The organism is Streptomyces sp. NBC_01451 (assembly GCF_036227485.1).
In the GTDB taxonomy this organism is placed as follows: domain Bacteria; phylum Actinomycetota; class Actinomycetes; order Streptomycetales; family Streptomycetaceae; genus Streptomyces.
Window position 1 is genome coordinate 2,250,562 of sequence record NZ_CP109479.1, and the last position, 18,684, is coordinate 2,269,245.

Consider the following 18,684-nt stretch of genomic DNA (forward strand, 5'->3'; position numbering starts at 1 on the left):
AGTGAGCCACAGGGGCGCGTCGGTGTCGAGAGGGCGAGCGCGCGGAGGCCCGCAGGGCTGAGCACGATCGGGCTCTCGACACCGATACAGGCACCCCGTAGGCGAACGACCAGGAATCAGAAGGAGCCGGCAGCGATGGCCCGCCGCACCACGAAGACCCCGCCGCCCGATGACTTCGAGGAGCGGATCCTCGACATCGACGTCGTCGACGAGATGCAGGGCTCCTTCCTCGAGTACGCGTACTCGGTCATCTACTCCCGAGCCCTGCCCGACGCCCGCGACGGTCTCAAACCCGTACACCGTCGCATCGTGTACCAGATGAACGAGATGGGCCTGCGCCCCGACCGCGGCTATGTGAAGTGCGCCCGCGTCGTCGGCGAGGTCATGGGTAAGCTGCACCCGCACGGCGACTCGTCGATCTACGACGCCCTGGTGCGTCTCGCCCAGCCGTTCTCCATGCGCGTGCCGCTGGTCGACGGCCACGGCAACTTCGGGTCGCTGGGCAACGACGACCCGCCGGCCGCCATGCGGTACACCGAGGCCCGCATGGCCGACGCGACGTCCCTGATGACGGAGTCGATCGAAGAGGACACGGTCGACTTCGCCCCCAACTACGACGGCCAGGAGCAGGAACCGGTGGCGCTGCCCGCCGCCTTCCCGAACCTGCTGGTGAACGGCGCGTCGGGCATCGCCGTCGGCATGGCCACGAACATGCCGCCGCACAACCTCGGCGAGGTCATCTCGGCCGCCCGGCACCTCATCCGCCACCCGGCCGCCGATCTCGACACCCTGATGCGGCACGTCCCCGGCCCCGACCTGCCCACCGGCGGCCGGATCGTCGGCCTCGCCGGGATCAGGGACGCGTACGAGACGGGCCGCGGCACGTTCCGGATCCGCGCCACGGTGTCGGTGGAGAACGTGACGGCGCGCCGGGTGGGCCTGGTCGTCACCGAACTGCCGTTCACCGTCGGCCCGGAGAAGGTGATCGCCAAGATCAAGGACCTGGTCGGCTCGAAGAAGCTCCAGGGCATCGCCGACGTCAAGGACCTCACCGACCGCAGTCACGGCCTGCGCCTGGTCATCGAGATCAAGAACGGCTTCGTGCCGGAAGCCGTCCTGGAACAGCTCTACAAGCTGACGCCGATGGAGGAGTCCTTCGGCATCAACAACGTGGCGCTGGTGGACGGCCAGCCCCTCACCCTGGGGCTCAAGGAGCTCCTGGAGGTCTATCTCGACCACCGCTTCGAGGTCGTACGGCGCCGTTCGGAGTTCCGCCGCGGCAAGCGCCGCGACCGGCTGCACCTGGTCGAGGGCCTGCTCACCGCACTGGTGGACATCGACGAGGTCATCCGGCTGATCCGCTCCAGCGACAACTCCGCTCAGGCGAAGGAACGCCTGATGGAGCGGTTCTCCCTCTCCGAGATCCAGACGCAGTACATCCTGGACACCCCGCTGCGTCGGCTGACCCGGTTCGACCGCATCGAGCTGGAGTCCGAGAAGGAGCGGCTGGCCGCCGAGATCGCGGAGCTGACCCGGATCCTGGAGTCGGACGCGGAGCTCCGCAAGCTGGTCTCGACCGAACTGGCCGCGGTGGCCAAGAAGTTCGGCACCGAGCGGCGTACGGTACTGCTGGAGTCGGCCGGCGCCGCCCCCGCGGCCGGCGTCCCGCTCCAGGTGGCCGACGACCCGTGCCGGGTCCTGCTCTCGTCCACGGACCTGCTGGCGCGTACGGCGAACGGCGAGCCGTTCCCGGCGGACGAGGACGGTCGGCGCGCGAAGCACGACCTGATCGTCTCCGCGGTGCCCGCGACGGCACGGGGCGAGGTGGGTGCGGTGACGTCGGCCGGGCGCCTGCTGCGGATCAACGTCATCGATCTCCCCCGGCTCCCGGACACCATGGCGGCGCCCAACCTCTCCGGCGGCGCCCCGCTGTCGGAGTTCCTCTCCCTGGAGGACGGCGAGACGGTGGTCTGCCTGACGACGCTCGACGAGTCGTCCCCGGGCCTCGCGATCGGCACGGAACAGGGTGTCGTCAAGCGGGTGGTCCCCGACTATCCCTCCAACAAGGAGGAGTTGGAGGTCATCACGCTCAGGGACGGCGACCGGATCGTCGGCGCCGCAGAGCTGCGCACCGGCGAGGAGGACCTGGTCTTCATCACGGACGACGCCCAGTTGCTGCGCTTCCAGGCCGCCCATGTCCGCCCCCAGGGCCGCCCGGCCGGCGGCATGGCCGGCATCAAGCTCACGGACGGCGCCAAGGTGATCTCGTTCACGGCGGTGGACCCGGCGGTCGACGCGGTCGTCTTCACGGTCGCGGGCTCGCGGGGCACGCTGGACGACTCGGTGCAGACGACTGCGAAGCTGACCCCCTTCGACCAGTACCCGCGCAAGGGCCGCGCCACCGGCGGCGTCCGCTGCCAGCGGTTCCTGAAGGGTGAGGACTGTCTGTCCCTGGCCTGGGCGGGCCCCGCACCGGCGCGGGCGTCCCAGAAGAACGGCACCCCGGCGGACCTCCCGGAGATGGACCCGCGCCGCGACGGCTCGGGCCTGTCGTTGCCGAAGACGGTGGGTGTGGTGGCGGGCCCGGTGTAGGTCAGCCGGCCTCTCCGGAGCCCTCCGGGCTCTGCTCCCGTACGTACCTCAGGACGCCCCACATGCTGTGCTCGTCGGCGTGTGGGGCGTCGTCCGTGCAGGTCTCAAGGTCCTTGCCGAGGGCGGACGGTCGGATGCCGGACCCGATGAGGACGAGGCGGCTGAGCCGCTCCTCGCCGTCGGCCCAGGGCTCGGGGTAGAACCGCAGGAACCGCCCGACGGCATGCACGGCGTACCGGTTGCCCGGGTCGTGCGGCCCGAAGTCGACGTACCCCTTGATGCGGTAGAGCCCTTCGGGCCTGCTGTCGAGGAAGTCCATCAGCCGACGCGGATGGAGGGGGACCGGAGAGCTGAAGGAGAGGCTGTCGTAGGCGGCGTGCAGATGCGCGGAGTGGCCCCCCGCACCGCCCTCATGACCGCCTTCGGTCTCCCCGTGCCCGCCCTCCCCGTGATGGTGCAGGTCGTCGAAGGACAGCTGCCCGATGCGCTCTTCGGTCGGCCGGCAGTCGAAGAGGAACTCGGGGTCCACACGCCCGTAGTCGGCGGGGACGACAGCGGCGCGGTCGACCAGCCCGCGGACGGTCTCCAGGACCCGCTCACCGCCGTCCGCGACCCGCCCGACCTTGTTGACGACGACGAGATCGGCGAGGGCGAGATGCCGGTCGACCTCGGGGTGCTTCACCCGCGTGTCGTCGAACTCGACGGCGTCGACGACCTCGACGAGTCCCCCGTACACGACCCGGGGATTCTCGCTGGCGAGCACCATCCGGACGAGCTCCTGCGGCTCGGCGAGCCCGCTGGCCTCGATGACGACGACATCGATCCGGGCCGAGGGTTGAGTGAGCCGATCAAGATAGACATCGAGCTCGCTCGCATCAACAGCGCAGCACAGACATCCATTGCCCAGCGACACCGTGGAGTCCCCCAGCGCCCCCGCGACGGCCATGGCGTCGATCTCGATGGCCCCGAAGTCATTGACGATGGCCCCGATACGACTGCCACCGCTGCGGTGGAGGAGATGGTTGAGGAGGGTGGTCTTGCCGGAACCGAGGAAGCCGGCGAGGACGATGACAGGGATCTGCCGAGGGCTCTGACCCGGACCCGGCTGACTCAATCTGCGGCCTCTCTCACGCCGACGCGCACACCGGCTCACAGCCCCGCGCGCGTACGAGGAACGAATGCCGCCCCAGGATACGAGCCGGGGAGTCGTCACCGGGTGAACGGTGGCCGGCGGCCGGCCCCGGTCAGACCGTCAAAGGCACCGCCACCGGCGGCACGGGTCCCACGTACCGCGCGGCCGGCCGAATGATCTTCGAGTCCTCCGCCTGCTCCAGGATGTTGGCGCTCCAGCCCACCACCCGGGCCGCCGCGAAGGTCGGGGTGAACATCTCGCGGGGCAGGCCGCACAGTTCCATGACCACGCCCGCGTAGAACTCGACGTTCGTGTGCAGTTCGCGGCCCGGCTTGAGTTCGGCCAGGATCGCCTCCACCCTCCGTTCGACCTCGACCGCCAGATCGACCAGCGGGCCGCCGAACTGCCCGGCGATGCCCCGGAGCATGCGGGAGCGGGGGTCCTCGGTGCGGTAGACCGGGTGGCCGAAGCCCATGATGCGGTCACCGGCGAGAACGCGTGCGCGGATCCAGGCGTCGATACGGTCCGTCGTCCCGATCGCGTCCAGGGTGTCCAGCGCGCGGCTCGGGGCGCCGCCGTGCAACGGGCCCGACAGGGCTCCCACCGCCCCCACGAGACAGGCCGCCACGTCCGCCCCCGTCGACGCGATGACCCGTGCCGTGAAGGTTGATGCATTGAATCCGTGATCAATGGTTGAGATCAAGTATTGCTCGATCGCCCTGGCGTGCAGCGGGTCCGGCTCCGATCCCGTCAACATGTACAAGTAGTTGGCCGCATACGGGAGGTCGTCCCGCGGCTCCACGGGATCGAGACCCCGGCCCAGCCGGTGCAGCGCCGTCAGTACGGTCGGCACCGCGGCCGAGGCGACGAGGGCGTCCGCGAGCCGCTCCTCCGCGTCGGTGTCGTACACGGGACGGAAGCCCTTCGCCGCACCGAGCAGGGACAGTGCCGTGCGCATGCCGGCCAGCGGCCCGGACCGGCCACTCGCCGCCGCGATCGCCGGCAACGCGGCCCGCACCTCGTCCGGCAGCCGCCGCAGCGCCGCGGTCTGCGCGGTGAAGGCGGCGAGACGGCCCGCGTCCGGCAGCTCACCATGGGCCAGGAGATGCCAGACATCCTCGAAGCCGCGGGTCTGCGCGAGTTCGACGGCGGAGTACTGACGGTAGTGGTAAAAGCCCTCGCGCCCTCTGACGTCACCAATTCGGGTGTCGGTGACGACGACGCCCGCGAGTCCTCGCGGTACGTCGACAACGGTGGTTGCGGCTGTATCGGCCCGGTTGTTCGGCATGTTTCCTCCCTGAACTTGATTCGACTGTCCATGATTGACTGAAACGATGTCAATATTGATTGAATCAATATGTAGTCCATGCGGATACGGTGACCCCCATGCGCGATCAGGAACCCGCCCCCGACCACACTGGCCGCCGGCTGAGCACCAAGGAGACCGCCGAACTGCTCGGCGTGAAGCCCGAGACCGTGTACGCGTACGTGAGTCGCGGTCAGCTCAGCAGCCGACGCGATCCCGGGGGCCGAGGCAGCACCTTCGACGCCACGGAGGTGGAGGCGCTCGCCCGCCGCAACAAACGGGAGGGCAGCGGGAGTTCGTCCTCCGGCGGCGAGCTGTCCGTACGGACCCGGCTCACCCTCATCGACAAGGACCGCTACTACTTCCGGGGTGTCGACGCCGCCGAGCTGGCCACACGACACTCCTACGAGGAAGTCGCCGAATGGCTGTGGACCGGCACCCTGCGCCCCGGGGCCTCCTTCACCGCGCCCAAGGCCTCCGTCACCGCCGCCCGCCGCTCCGTCAACGCCCTGCCGGAGCACAGCGACCCGGTCGACCGGCTCCGGGTCGCCGCCATCGCCGCGGCAGCAGTCGATCCGCTCCGCTTCGACCTCTCCGAGGGCACCGTCCTGGGCACCGCACGCACCCTCATCCCCACCCTGGTCGCCGCCCTGCCGCCACGCGCACCCGGCCACCGTGACGACGGACCACTGGCCCACCGCCTCTGGGCCCGGCTCACCGTCCGGATCGCCGACGAGGCGTCGCTGCGCACCCTGGACACGGCACTCGGGCTCCTCGTCGACCACGACCTGGCCGCCTCGACGCTCGCCGTACGCGTCGCCGCGTCCGCCCGCGCGCACCCCTACGCGGCCGTCTCGGCAGGGCTCGGCGTCCTGGAAGGCCCGCTCCACGGCGCCGCCAGCGGCCTGGCGCACCGGATGCTCCTCGACGTGCTCGACGAGGGGGACGCGGCTCCCGTCGTCGCGGACGAGCTGCGCGCGGGCCGCCGCGTCCCCGGGCTCGGTCACCGGCTCTACCCCGGCGAGGACCCACGTGCGCGTGCCCTCTTCGCCCTCCTCGACGAGATGCCCCAGGCCGCGCCCGCCCTCGCCGCGGCGCGGGACGTCGTGACGACCGCCGCCCGTCACAGGCCTCTGCACGCCAATGTGGATCTCGCCCTGGCCGTGTTCACCGTCGCCTGCGGCATGGGCGCGTCGGCAGGCGAGACGATCTTCGCCATCGCCCGTACGGCGGGCTGGATCGCACACGCCCTGGAGGAGTACGGCGAGCGTCCACTGCGGATGCGCCCGTCCGGAACCTACGTGGGCGAGCGCCCTCCGCAACCACTCCCGGAGTAACCCGACAGCGCCGGAACCACCCGTTCCGCGCGGCTGGAAGTCGCCCCGCTCCAAGTCAGGTTAGGCTCACCTCTGTGAGTAGGTGCGCAACCGTCTCCCGGGACCTCGACGAGCCCATCGCGGGAACCGCCGCGACCGCGAGGACGTGGCTGCTGCTGGAGCAGCCGGGCCCGTGGGGTGCCCAGGCGCTCACCATGAGCCACCTGGACCCCGGACTCGGCCGCGCCCTGGAGAAGGCCGCGGAGGGCACCGGCGTACGGATCGCACTGATCCGCCGCCCCGGACGCCACGCCGACTTCGGGCAACCTGCCGTACGCCAGGTGTACGCGGCCCACACCACGCCGGGCAACGTCTGGCTGCGCAGCGCCACCACCAGAACCCCCGAACAGCTGCTCGACCTCGACTTCGCCGCGCTCGGCAGGGGCGCCCCGCAGTCCTTCGACGCCGCGCTCCAGGGGCGGCCCCACACCGGCGAACCGCTCGCGCTCGTCTGCACCAACGGCAAACGCGACCGCTGCTGCGCGTTGCTGGGCCGCCCCCTCGCCGCCGAACTGGCCGCCTCCGGGGTCGAGGGCGCCTGGGAGGTCACGCACCTCGGCGGACACCGCTTCTCGCCGACACTGCTCGTCCTGCCGTACGGATACGCGTACGGCCGCGCCCAGGCCGCGCACGTCAAGGAGATCCTCCAGGGCGTGCGCGAAGGGCGTGTCGTCGTGGAGGGCTGTCGCGGCGGCTCAGCCTGGGAGCGGCCCGGACAGGCAGCGGAACTGGCCGTCCGCTCGGCGGCGCGCGAGTACGCGGCGGACGCGCTGAGCGTCGTACGGACTGACGGCCCGGCGCCGCACTGGGAGGTGACCGTCGCCCACACGGACGGGCGCCGGTGGAGCGTCGCGGTGGCCCAGGGCGCCTCACTGCCGCCTCGCCCGGAGAGCTGCGGATCGGCGTTGGGTGCGCCGGCGCGGATGGACGTGCTGGCGGTGCGCGAACTGGAGTCCACGGCTCCGACGCGCTGACCGCACGGCGTCATCCCGTACGGCCAGCGGTCCACCCGTCGGTCACCCCGTACATGCGCAGGCACGCATGTACATACATTGATCAAGAGATCCACGTAACACCCCACTACGGCACAGGCCGCTCGTCCCCGTACCGTCATGGGTATGAGCCCCACTCCCCCTGGACGCCGCCTGCGCCTCGGTCTGCCGCGGCGGATGTTCTCGCAGGTGCTGCTGATGCAGGTGGCGATCGCCGCAGGAGTCGCGGTGCTCGCGACCGGGCTGTTCCTCGCACCGCTCAGCGATCAGCTGGACGACCAGGCGATGCGCCGGGCGCTGGCGATCGCGCAGACCACAGCGGCCCAGCCGCAGATCGCCGAGGACCTGCAGAACACCAGGCCGTCGGCCGGCGGGCCGGTGCAGACCGAGGCGGAGCGGATCCGGAAGGCCAGCGGGGCCGAGTACGTCGTGGTGATGGACATGCGAGGCGTGCGCTGGTCCCACACGGACCCGAAGGAGATCGGCCGGGTCGTCTCCACCGACCCCCGCCAGGCCCTGGCGGGCAAGGAGGTCATGGAGATCGACAGCGGCACCCTGGGCCGCTCGGCCCGCGGCAAGGTGCCACTGCGCGACACCACCGGCAGGGTCGTCGGGGCGGTCTCGGTCGGCATCGAGTACGACAGCGTGCGCGCCCTGCTGTTCCACGCGATTCCGGGGCTCCTCGCCTACGCGGGCGGCGCCATGGCCGTCGGCGCCCTGGCCGCCTGGGTGATCTCCCGGAGGGTGCAGCGGCAGACCCGGGACCTGGCCTTCTCGGACATCGCGGCGTTGCTCGCGGAGCGCGAGGCCGTGCTGCACGGCATCCGGGAGGGTGTCGTCGCCCTGGACCGCACGGGCCGCGTCCGGCTCCTCAACGACGAGGCACAGCGCCTGCTGGGCATCGGCGAAGAGGCCGTCGGCCATTCCCTGGACGAGGCGCTCGGTGCCGGACGTACGACCGATGTGCTGGCCGGACGCGTGACCGGAACCGACCTGCTCACCGTGCGCGGCCAGCGTGTCCTGGTCGCCAACCGCATGCCCACCGACGACGGCGGCGCCGTGGCCACCCTGCGCGACCGCACCGAGCTGGAGCAGCTCGGCCGCGAACTCGACTCCACGCACGGTCTGCTCGACGCACTGCGCGCCCAGGACCACGAACACGCCAACCGCATGCACACGCTCCTGGGACTGCTCGAACTGGAGATGTACGACGACGCCGCGGAGTTCATCGGCGAGGTGGTGGGCGACCATCGGGCCACGGCGGAACAGGTGGCCGAGAAGATCCGGGATCCGCTGCTCGCCGCGCTGCTGGTCGGCAAGGCCACCGTGGCGGCGGAGCGGGGTGTCGCCCTGTGGGTCTCGGACCGGACCCTGCTCCCGGACCGGCTGATCGATCCCAGGGGACTGGTCACCGTCGTCGGCAACCTGGTCGACAACGCGCTGGACGCCGTCGCCGGCACCGCGCACGCGCGCGTGGAGGTCGAACTGCGCGCGGAGGGCCGGACAGCGGTTCTCAGGGTGCGCGACACGGGGCCCGGAATCCCGGCGGAACAGCGCGAGTTGATCTTCACGGAGGGATGGTCCACGAAGAAGCCCCCGGCGCACGGCAAGCGCGGGATCGGGCTTCCCCTGGTACGCCGGCTCGCGGAGCGGCAGGGCGGCAGCGCGCGCGTGGACGAGGCCGAGGGCGGGGGCGCGGAGTTCACGGTCGTGCTGCCGGAGGCACTCACGGAGCCGGACCCCGAGCCGGAATCCCGGCACAGCCACATCGCGGAGGCGGAACACATGCGTGTCCCGGACACGGAACCGTCCCCGGCGCCGGCCACCACCACGGCCACCGGCGCCTCCGCCGCACCGGAGGAGTCGAGATGATCGAGGTCCTGGTCGTGGACGACGACATCCGGGTGGCGCGCGTCAACGCCGCCTACGTGGAGAAGGTGCCCGGCTTCCATGTCGCGGGAGCGGCGCACAGCGCGGCCGAGGCACTGCGACAGCTGGCGGCGCTGCCGGATCTCGACCTCGTCCTCATGGACCACTACCTGCCCGACGGCACGGGCCTCTCGGTCGTCCAGGAGATGCGCCGACGCGGCCACGAGACCGACGTGATCATGGTGACGGCGGCCCGGGACGTGTCGACCGTACAGGCGGCGATGCGGCAGGGAGCGCTTCAGTATCTGGTCAAGCCGTTCGCCTTCGCGGGGCTGCGCGCCAAGCTGGAGGCGTACGCGGAGCTGCGCCGGACCCTGGACGGCGGCGGCGAGGCCGAACAGGCCGAGGTGGACCGGATCTTCGGCGCCCTGTCCTCCGGGCCCGAGCCCGAACTGCCCAAGGGCCACTCCCCCACCACCGCGGAACTCGTGCGCCGAGCCCTGGTGAACGCCGAAGGCCCCCTCTCCGCCCAGGAGATCGCCGAGCGGACCGGGGTGAGCCGCCAGACCGCACAGCGTTATCTGAAGCTGCTGGAGCGCACGGGACGGGCCAGACTGACCCTCAAGTACGGGGACGCGGGCCGCCCGGAGCACCGGTATGTATGGGCGACGCGCCCCTGAGAGCGAGCACGGCGGAGTTGTGAAGATCTTGCTCACGCCCCGCTGTTCGATGGCGGGAGACATGGCGCATGCCACAACATCGAAATTCGGGGCGCAGGCCGTTCTTCTGCTTGCGAAAATCTGTTCTGCTCGTTCCGCTCACCGAAGAAGCGGAGCCGCAACACGGGTTCACCGCACGAGCTCACCGCCCGTCGGCCCTGAGGGAGAGGCACGATGATTGACGTCCTGGTAGTGGACGACGACTTGCGTGTCGCAGAGATCAACGCCAGGTACGTGGGCAGGGTTCCCGGATTCAGGGTCGCCGCCCGCGCGCACAACGCCGCGCAGGCGCTGGCAGCCGTGCAGCAGGGCCCCATCGACCTGGTGCTGCTCGACCACTACCTGCCCGACCAGACAGGGCTCGAACTCGTTCACCGCATGCGGGAACAGGGCCACTGCACCGACGTCATCATGATCACGGCGGCGAGCGATGTGGTGACCGTGCAGGCCGCGATGCGCGTGGGCGCGCTGCACTACCTGGTCAAGCCGTTCACCTTCGCCGCGCTGCGCACCCGCCTGGACTCCTACGCCGCCCTGCGCCGCACCGTCGAGCACGTCGGGGACCGGAGCCACACCGGCCAGGAGCAGGTCGACCGGATCTTCGGCGCCCTGCGCACACCGCCCGCCCCCTCGTCCCCCGACCTTCCGAGCGGCCACTCGGAACCGACAACGGACCTGATCTGCGGCGTCCTCCACCGCGCCGGCCACCCGCTCTCGGCTCACGAGGTGGCCGCCGAGACAGGCCTGAGCCGCTCCACGGCCCAGCGCTACCTCCGCCACCTGGAACAGGCAGGCCGCCTCCGCCTGTCCCTCAAGTACGGCGACACGGGCCGCCCCGAACACCGGTACGCATGGGTGGCCCCCTGAACGCTGCCCGGCCCATCGCGGGTCGTGCGGCGCCCTACGACAGGGAAATCGCCGCCCGCTAAACAGCCCCCGCACCCGTGAGCGACCGCACCTCGGTCTCCGCGTGCTTGGCCTCGTCCGGGTTCTCCGCCGAGGTGACCGTGCCGAGCCAGCCGGCGAGGAATCCCAGCGGGATCGAGACGAGCCCAGGGTTCTGCAACGGGAAGTACTGGAAGTCCACTCCCGGGAACAGTGATTCGGGGCTTCCCGACACCACGGGCGACAGCAGCACCAGAACCACTGACGGAATCAGCCCGCCGTACACCGACCACACCGCCCCCCTGGTCGTGAAGCCGCCCCAGAACAGCGAGTAGAGCAACACCGGGAGGTTCGCGGACGCCGCGACAGCGAAGGCGAGGCCCACCAGGAAGGCGACATTGAGGTCACGGGCCAGCAGGCCGAGGGCGATCGCGACCACGCCGATGCCGACCGCGGCGGTGCGGGCCACGGCGACCTCGCTGCGCGGCTTGGCGCGCGGGCGCCGCAACGACGCGTACAGGTCGTGGGCCACGGACGCCGACGACGCGAGGGTGATGCCTGCGACCACCGCGAGAATCGTTGCGAAGGCAATGGCGGCGACAATCGCGAACAGAACCGTTCCGCCTGTGGAGTCCGCTCCGCCGCCCAGATCGAGGGCCAGCAGCGGGACCGCCGTGTTCCCGGCCGCGTTGGACCCACGGACCGCCTTCGGCCCGACGATCGCCGCCGCACCGAAGCCGAGGACGATCGTCATCAGGTAGAAGCCGCCGATGAGCCCGATCGACCAGACGACCGATCGGCGTGCGGCCCGAGCCGTCGGCACGGTGTAGAAGCGGGAGAGGATGTGCGGCAGCCCGGCCGTACCCAGGACGAGGGCGAGCCCCAGGCTCATGAAGTCGAAGCGCGAGGTCCAGTCACCGCCGTACCTCAGACCGGGGGCGAGGAACGCGTCACCGTGACCACTGCGCTCGGCCGCCGTGCGCAGCAGCTGGTCGAAGTCACCGTGGAACCGCACCAGCACCAGCACGGTCAGTGTGATCGCCCCGCCCATCAGCAGGACCGCCTTGACGATCTGGATCCAGGTAGTGGCCCGCATCCCTCCCAACGACACATAGATCACCATGAGCGCGCCGACCGCGATCACCGTCCAGGACTGCGCCGCCTCGCTCGTCCCGCCCAGCAGCAGCGCGACCAGGCTGCCCGCCCCCACCATTTGCGCCACCAAATACAGAACGGACACCGTGACCGAGGAAGTTCCCGCGGCGATCCGTACCGGCCGCTCCCGCATCCGCGAGGCGACGACATCGGCCAGCGTGAACCGCCCGCAGTTGCGCACCAGTTCGGCGACGAGGAACAGCACGACGAGCCAGGCCACCAGGAAGCCCACCGAGTACAGCAGCCCGTCGTAGCCGAAGAGCGCGATGAGGCCCGAGATGCCGAGGAAGGACGCGGCCGACATGTAGTCGCCCGCGATGGCAAAACCATTCTCCATCGGGGAGAAGAGCCGACCGCCCGCGTAGAACTCCTCCGCCGAGCCCTGCCGGTGACGGCTCACCCACGTGGTGATGGCCAGCGTGACGGCCACGAACGCGCTGAACAGCACCAGCGCCAGCATCTGATGGTTGCCGGTCACGATCCACCGCCTCTGAGGCCACGCGTCAGTTCCTGGGTGTCCCAGCGCAGATCGAGCGCGGCCCGGTCCCTGCGCAGCCGTGCGTGCCGCGCGTACGCCCAGGTGAACAGGAACGTCGTGAGGAACTGTCCGAGTCCAGCCAGCATGGCCACGTTCACCGCGCCCACCACGGGCCGCGCCATGAATCCGGGTGCCATGGTCGCGGTCACCACGTAACCCACATACCAGGAGAAGAAGATGGCGACGCCTGGGATCACGAACCTCCGATACCGGCTGCGCACCTCCTGGAAGGCAGCACTGCGCTGCACCTCCAGATAGACGTCGGCCGCGCCGCCACCCCGGCTCTCCCGCTCCCGGCGCGCGGGCGGAACGACAGGGGCGGGCGCACCCGTGCCGTCCAACTCGCCCCAGCCGGACGCGAGCGCGTCGTACCAGGGGTCGTCGAAACGCGGGTCCCCACCCACGCCCGTGAGGGTCGGGACGGTGTCACGACCTTCGGGGGTCTCGGCCGAACTCTCGGGGCCGCCCACGCGTCTGTTGGGGCGACCGGTGCTTGACTGCATGCCCAAGGATGGACAGAACGGGAAGATCCCCGACTCTTCTTCTCCCCAGTCTTCACCCCATTAGGTGACTCACCCCGTCGGAGGCCGCACCAAACCCCTCCCGAAGGCGTAACGCACCGCCTGCGCACGGTCCTTGATGCCTGTCTTGGCGAAGAGGTTGTTGATGTGGGTCTTCACGGTCGCGGTGGAGACATGCAGTTGGTGGGCGATCTCCTGGTTGCTGAGGCCGTCCGCGATCAGGACCAGCACTTCGGTCTCCCTCGTGGTGAGCCCGTCGGGCGGCTCGGCGGGCGCGGCAGGCTTCTTCTCCGGCTCCGTGAGCCGTTCCAGGAGCCGCCGCTGGATGCTCGGCGCCAGCCCCGCGTCACCGGACAGCACGCTGTGCACCGCTCGGACGATCTCCTCACCGTCCGCGTCCTTGGTGAGATAGCCGCGCGCGCCTGCCTTCAGCGCGCGGAACAGCGAATCGTCGTCCGCGAACGTCGTGAGCACCACGACCTGTGTGCCCGGGTACTCCGCCCTGATCCGCCGGGTCGCCTCGACGCCGTCGCACCGCGGCATGCGCAGATCCATCAGCACCACGTCCGGCGCGAGTTCACCGGCGAGTCTCACCGCCTCGTCCCCGTCTCCGGCCGCGCCGACGACCTCGATCCCGGGCAACAGGCCGAGCAGCATCACGATGCCTTCCCGTACGACGGTCTGGTCGTCCGCGACCACGACCCGTGCGGTCTTCGGGCCCGCCTCCCCTGTCATGTCGGCACCCTCAGCGTCACCACGAACCCCTTCTCGCCCGGCCCGGCATCCAGCGAACCGCCCAGCAGCTCGGCACGCTCGCGCATGCCCAGCAGACCGTACCCGCCTCCCATCCCCGTGAGTTCGCCCGGCGAACCGCCCGAATCCCGCACGTCCAGCGTCACTTGGTGCTCGCTGTAGTCCAGCCGCACCTGGACCTTGGCGCCGGGGGCATGCTTGCGGACATTCGTCAGGGCCTCCTGGGCCACCCGGCGAACGGCCTGCGACGCCTCCGCCGGCAGCGGTCTGCGCTCACCCGTAATGGTGACGCCCACGTCGTCGGTCGCTCCGACGAGTTCACCCAGGTAGTCCTCCAGTGGGGACATCTCGCCCCTCAGCGCGGACAGGGCCTGTCTCGTCTCGGCCAGACCGTCGCGGGCCATCCCCCGCGCCGCGACCACCCGTTCGAGTATCCGGTCCCGGTCGGCGCCCCGCTCGATCAGGAGCCGGGCCGCTTCCAGGTGCACGAGCTGTGCCGAGAGACTGTGTGCCAGCACGTCGTGGATCTCCCGCGCTATCCGGGCGCGCTCCGCGAGCGCCGCCGACTCCGCCTCGGCCGCCCGCGCGGCCCGCTCCTGGGCGAGGAGCCGCTGGGCGTTGCCACGTGCTTCGGCGTCGAGCCGCAGCACGTATCCGGCGAGTGCGAGACCGATGCTGGTGACGGTCGTGGTGAGCAAGGGGTCGTCGTTGACCACGGCGTACGAGCCGAGGGCGACCGTGCTCATGGGCAGAGCGGCTGAGAGGGGCATTCTCTCCAGAGCCGTGATCGCGCACCCGCACCACAGGACGAGAGCCGGCACCCGGAAGCCCGCGGCCTGGCCCGCGACGGCGAGGCCCTGAAGCAGCAGCAGGAGGGCCAGGGAGGGCCACAGCCGGTGCTGGAACGTTGTGCGGTAGAGCGCCCGGGCGAGGAGCGCGGCGGTCAGGACTCCCCCGACGGCCAGGGCCGAGTCCCAGCCCCGGGGCGGATTGCCGCTGACGGCTCCCCACAGCAGCATGCCGAGGAGCAGCATCCGGGTTGCCCAGGCGAGTCGGCGGCGGTTGCGTGAGATTCCCTCACGGCCGAGCGCCTCCCGGGAGGGCCAGCACAACCAGTCGTTCTTCGTCACACGCGCTCCTTCCGCAATCGCACGCCGTCACCGTAGGCCGTGGTCCGCCGGTGCGCCGAGGGTGTGGACGACGGATGCGAGGGCTCCGGGTGCGGGCGCGTCAGTTGTAGGGACTTCGCCCGCCGGTGCAGGATTCCGGCGCGGAGCAGGAGGGTCGCCGCGAGGGCGAGGAGAAGGGCCGAGGTGTCCTGGTGGACGCCGAGTGCTGCGCCCAGGGCGAAGAGGCCGGCACGGAGGCCGATCCCCATGATCCACACGGCCACGCTCGCCCTGGTGCTCCGGCTCCACACCACGCCGTCCGCCTCCGCCCAGACGCGGGTCGTCCAGGCCCAGCCGGCTCCGGTGGCGAGGCCGACGAACAGTTCGGCCGCGAGCAGGGTGATCGACTCCGTGCGGTGGTGGATGTCGACGAGGCCGGGCTCGCGCAGCGCCACGGCGGCCAGGATCACGGGCACGACCCACCAGCGCCGGTCCGCGTCCGTCCGACGTGTGCGGAACTGTCGTACGACCACCAGGGTGACGACGGCGACGATCAGCATGGCATCAACGAGCCCGGACATCAGGCCTCCGTAGGCGAAGAGGAAGCAGGTGTCGGCAGCGGGTGCCGTCGACGCCTTCGACGCTACGGAAACCGGCAGGTCACAGGATCGGAGCAGGGGTGGATCAAGGCTGGATCCGCTGCGGGTCGGCGGTCCACCCCAGGGTGGAGAAATGATGCCGGGGCAGCACCTGAAGGCGCTGCCCCGGCACCGGGACCCCAGACGGGTCACGCGTCGATGCGTGACCTGTCCAGCGTTGCCGCCGAGCTGGAGATGAACTCCTTGCGAGGAGCGACGTCGTTGCCCATCAGAAGGTCGAAGACCTGTTCGGCGGAGTCCAGGTCGGACACGTTGATCCGGCGCAGTGTGCGATGGCGCGGATCCATCGTGGTCTCGGCCAGCTGGTCGGCGTCCATCTCACCGAGACCCTTGTAGCGCTGGATCGAGTCCTTGTGACGGATGCCCTTGCTCTGGAACTCCTGAAGCTTCTCGCGCAGCTCACGGTCCGAGTAGGTGTAGACGTACTTGTCCTGGCCCTTCTTCGGCTGGATGAGCTCGATGCGGTGCAACGGCGGCACCGCGGCGAACACCCGGCCCGCTTCGACCATGGGCCGCATGTAGCGGTGGAACAGGGTCAGCAGCAGGGTGCGGATGTGGGAGCCGTCGACGTCGGCGTCGGTCATCATGATGATCTTGCCGTAGCGGGCCGCATCGATATCGAACGTACGACCGGATCCAGCTCCTATGACCTGGATGATCGCGCCGCACTCGGCGTTCTTCAGCATGTCGGTCACGGACGACTTCTGGACGTTGAGGATCTTGCCGCGGATCGGCAGCAGCGCCTGGAACTCCGAGTTCCGGGCGAGCTTGGCCGTACCGAGCGCGGAGTCGCCCTCCACGATGAACAGTTCGCTGCGCTCGACGTCGTCACTGCGGCAGTCGGCGAGCTTGGCAGGCAGCGAGGAGGACTCCAGGGCCGTCTTGCGGCGCTGCGCGTCCTTGTGCTGACGGGCCGCGATGCGCGTACGCGCGGCAGCCACAGCCTTCTCCATGACGACACGGGCCTGCGCGGCGGCGTCCCGCTTGGTGGAGGTCAGGAAGTCCTTGAGCTCCTTGGACACCACGTTCGTCACGATGCGGCGAGCCGCCGAGGTACCGAGCACCTCCTTGGTCTGGCCCTCGAACTGCGGCTCGGCGAGACGTACGGTGACGACCGCCGTGAGGCCCTCCAGGGCGTCGTCCTTGACGATGTCGTCCTCGGCCACGCGCAGCAGCTTCTTGGTGCGCAGCACCTCGTTCATCGTCTTCGCGACGGCCTGTTCGAACCCCGCCATGTGGGTGCCGCCCTTGGGCGTGGCGATGATGTTCACGAAGGACTTGAGAGTCACGTCGTAACCCGTGCCCCAGCGCAGCGCCACGTCGACACCCAGCTCGCGGGTGACCTCGGTGGGGGTCATCTGGCCGTGGTCGTCGAGGACCGGGACCGTCTCCTTGAAGGATCCCTGCCCGGAGAAGCGGAGGACGTCGCAGACCGGCTTGTCGGTCGCCAGGTACTCGCAGAACTCGCTGATGCCGCCGTCGAAGCGGAAGGACTCCTCGCCCTTGCTGCCGCCCTCACCGAGCCCCACCTCGTCGCGGACGACGATGGTCAGGCCCGGTACCAGGAACGCGGTCTGCCGAGCGCGCTGGTGAAGGTTCTCCAGGGAGAGCTTGGCGTCCTTGAGGAAGATCTGGCGGTCGGCCCAGTACCGCACACGCGTACCGGTGCGGGTCTTGGGGATCCGCTTGGTCTTGCGCAGGCCCCCCGTCTCGAACGTGGCGTCCGGGCCGACGTCGGAGAAGGAGCCGGGCACTCCCCGCCGGAAGCTGATCGCATGGGTGTTCCCCCCGCGGTCGACCTCGACGTCCAGGCGCGCCGAGAGCGCGTTCACCACGGACGCGCCGACGCCGTGCAGGCCGCCGGAGGCCGCGTAGGAACCGCCGCCGAACTTGCCGCCGGCGTGCAGCTTGGTCATGACGACCTCGACACCGGAGAGGCCGGTTTTGGGCTCGACGTCCACGGGGATGCCGCGGCCGTTGTCCCGCACCTCGACGGAGCCGTCGTCGTGCAGGACGACGTCGATGTGGTCGCAGTAGCCCCCGAGGGCCTCGTCCACGGAGTTGTCGATGATCTCCCAGAGGCAGTGCATCAGGCCACGGCTGTCGGTGGACCCGATGTACATGCCCGGGCGCTTTCGCACGGCCTCGAGGCCCTCGAGGACGAGCAGGTGCCGCGCGGTGTAGTTGGAACCGTCCCGGTCTGCTCCTGCCAGCAGCGCTGTGGACGGCACGGACGTATCGGCGGTCACGCGGTTCGCTCCTCGCTGAATTTCAGATGGGGCCCTGATGGGTAAGGGCCTGGCTTCGGTCGCCGCTCAGAGGGTACCGAGGCCTGGTAGAGCCGATGTAACACCACCCTCGGCGAAACTCACACTAATCCAGAGTCGCATGCCTGTTCGATCCCTCGATGGAGTGAAGTACATATCACGTTCCCTTCCAGGCATGAACCATTTAGGCTCCGGGCACGTCCTCATCAACAACCGGCAATCCAGCCGACAGGACCAACACCCCTACAGACGACAGACAGCGCGAACCCGTACAGACACATAGACACGCAATACGGCACATTCGCCGCCAACCGGAAGCAGACAGCCACCTCGAAAAGATTTTTTCGAGGAAGGGCCACGAGCGGGAACGTTTTCGGCCTGGTTGGATGTTGACCCTGGTACGACAGCTCGTCGAGCTAGAGAAGAGGCGACGTGACTACTGTTCTGACCCCCGCGAGCCCGCTGACGGCCGCTGATCGCTGCGACCGCTGCGGCGCCCAGGCATACCTTCGCGTTGTCTTGGCGAGCGGCGGAGAACTGCTCTTCTGCGCCCACCACGGTCGCAAGTTCGAGCCGGAACTCAAGAAGATCGCCGCTGAGATACAGGACGAGACGGAGCGACTGACGACCGTTCCAGCCAGCTCCAACGAAGAAGAACGCTGATACTGCGCGTCGACGACGAGCCAGCCCCGGCACAGGCCGGTTGATTCGGGCGGCCACTCCTGCACTCAGGAGTGGCCGCCCGCTTCACTCAAGCCGCTCAGCGGCCGTCAGGCGCCGCTGCGGGGGCAGACCTCGACAACCCCTCCAA

General features: G+C 70.0%; 15 protein-coding genes. 7 read left to right on the plus strand and 8 right to left on the minus strand.

Annotation, left to right across the window (positions count from 1 at the left end):
* Positions 1–135 precede the first annotated feature (135 nt).
* Positions 136–2,592, plus strand: coding sequence for a DNA gyrase/topoisomerase IV subunit A (locus OG595_RS09525; RefSeq protein WP_329269983.1), 2,457 nt, complete (start codon positions 136–138; stop codon positions 2,590–2,592).
* A gap of 1 nt (position 2,593) precedes the next feature.
* On the opposite strand, the gene OG595_RS09530 is transcribed toward OG595_RS09525, so the two are convergent.
* Together OG595_RS09530 and OG595_RS09535 are read right to left on the minus strand one after the other, a co-directional pair.
* The gene (locus tag OG595_RS09530) at positions 2,594–3,706 is read right to left on the minus strand and encodes a CobW family GTP-binding protein (RefSeq protein ID WP_329269986.1); all 1,113 of its coding nucleotides are present in this window, start codon (positions 3,704–3,706) and stop codon (positions 2,594–2,596) included.
* A 130-nt stretch (positions 3,707–3,836) separates the two neighbouring features.
* Positions 3,837–5,012, minus strand: a complete 1,176-nt coding sequence (locus tag OG595_RS09535) for a citrate synthase/methylcitrate synthase (protein ID WP_329269989.1) — start codon at positions 5,010–5,012, stop codon at positions 3,837–3,839.
* A gap of 98 nt (positions 5,013–5,110) precedes the next feature.
* Here OG595_RS09535 and OG595_RS09540 point away from each other — a divergent pair, with 98 nt between their 5' ends.
* The 5 genes from OG595_RS09540 to OG595_RS09560 all read left to right on the plus strand — a co-directional run bounded on the left by OG595_RS09540 (position 5,111) and on the right by OG595_RS09560 (position 10,853).
* Positions 5,111–6,367, plus strand: a complete 1,257-nt coding sequence (locus OG595_RS09540; RefSeq protein ID WP_329269992.1) for a citrate synthase — start codon at positions 5,111–5,113, stop codon at positions 6,365–6,367.
* 74 nt (positions 6,368–6,441) lie between these two features.
* Positions 6,442–7,380, plus strand: coding sequence for a sucrase ferredoxin (locus tag OG595_RS09545; protein WP_329269994.1), 939 nt, complete (start codon positions 6,442–6,444; stop codon positions 7,378–7,380).
* 144 nt (positions 7,381–7,524) lie between these two features.
* Entirely contained in the window at positions 7,525–9,270 is a 1,746-nt protein-coding gene (locus OG595_RS09550; RefSeq protein ID WP_329269997.1) for a sensor histidine kinase, read from the plus strand.
* Positions 9,267–9,947, plus strand: a complete 681-nt coding sequence (locus OG595_RS09555) for a response regulator (RefSeq protein WP_329269998.1) — start codon at positions 9,267–9,269, stop codon at positions 9,945–9,947. Before OG595_RS09550 ends, OG595_RS09555 begins: the two co-directional genes overlap by 4 nt.
* A 213-nt stretch (positions 9,948–10,160) precedes the next feature.
* The gene (locus OG595_RS09560; RefSeq protein ID WP_329269999.1) at positions 10,161–10,853 is read left to right on the plus strand and encodes a response regulator; all 693 of its coding nucleotides are present in this window, start codon (positions 10,161–10,163) and stop codon (positions 10,851–10,853) included.
* Between the two features lie 58 nt (positions 10,854–10,911).
* Here the strand turns inward: OG595_RS09560 and OG595_RS09565 are convergent, their stop codons facing one another.
* The 6 genes from OG595_RS09565 to OG595_RS09590 all read right to left on the minus strand — a co-directional run bounded on the left by OG595_RS09565 (position 10,912) and on the right by OG595_RS09590 (position 17,855).
* Entirely contained in the window at positions 10,912–12,504 is a 1,593-nt protein-coding gene (locus tag OG595_RS09565) for a solute symporter family protein (protein WP_329270001.1), read from the minus strand.
* Positions 12,501–13,067, minus strand: a complete 567-nt coding sequence (locus OG595_RS09570) for a DUF485 domain-containing protein (RefSeq protein ID WP_329270004.1) — start codon at positions 13,065–13,067, stop codon at positions 12,501–12,503. The genes OG595_RS09565 and OG595_RS09570 overlap by 4 nt, the downstream gene beginning before the upstream one ends.
* A gap of 69 nt (positions 13,068–13,136) precedes the next feature.
* Positions 13,137–13,820, minus strand: coding sequence for a response regulator transcription factor (locus OG595_RS09575; protein WP_329270006.1), 684 nt, complete (start codon positions 13,818–13,820; stop codon positions 13,137–13,139).
* Complete coding sequence (locus OG595_RS09580) at positions 13,817–14,968, minus strand: sensor histidine kinase (RefSeq protein WP_329270008.1); 1,152 nt, start codon at positions 14,966–14,968, stop codon at positions 13,817–13,819. Before OG595_RS09580 ends, OG595_RS09575 begins: the two co-directional genes overlap by 4 nt.
* Positions 14,965–15,528, minus strand: coding sequence for a DUF1453 domain-containing protein (locus tag OG595_RS09585; RefSeq protein ID WP_329270010.1), 564 nt, complete (start codon positions 15,526–15,528; stop codon positions 14,965–14,967). The genes OG595_RS09580 and OG595_RS09585 overlap by 4 nt, the downstream gene beginning before the upstream one ends.
* Positions 15,529–15,734: 206 nt before the next feature.
* Positions 15,735–17,855 (minus strand): DNA gyrase/topoisomerase IV subunit B, encoded by a 2,121-nt coding sequence (locus tag OG595_RS09590; protein ID WP_329270012.1) that lies wholly within the window; start codon positions 17,853–17,855, stop codon positions 15,735–15,737.
* Between the two features lie 450 nt (positions 17,856–18,305).
* Here OG595_RS09590 and OG595_RS09595 point away from each other — a divergent pair, with 450 nt between their 5' ends.
* On the plus strand, positions 18,306–18,536 hold the full coding sequence (locus OG595_RS09595; protein WP_055532400.1) for a DUF7455 domain-containing protein: 231 nt from the start codon (positions 18,306–18,308) through the stop codon (positions 18,534–18,536).
* Positions 18,537–18,684: the final 148 nt, after the last annotated feature.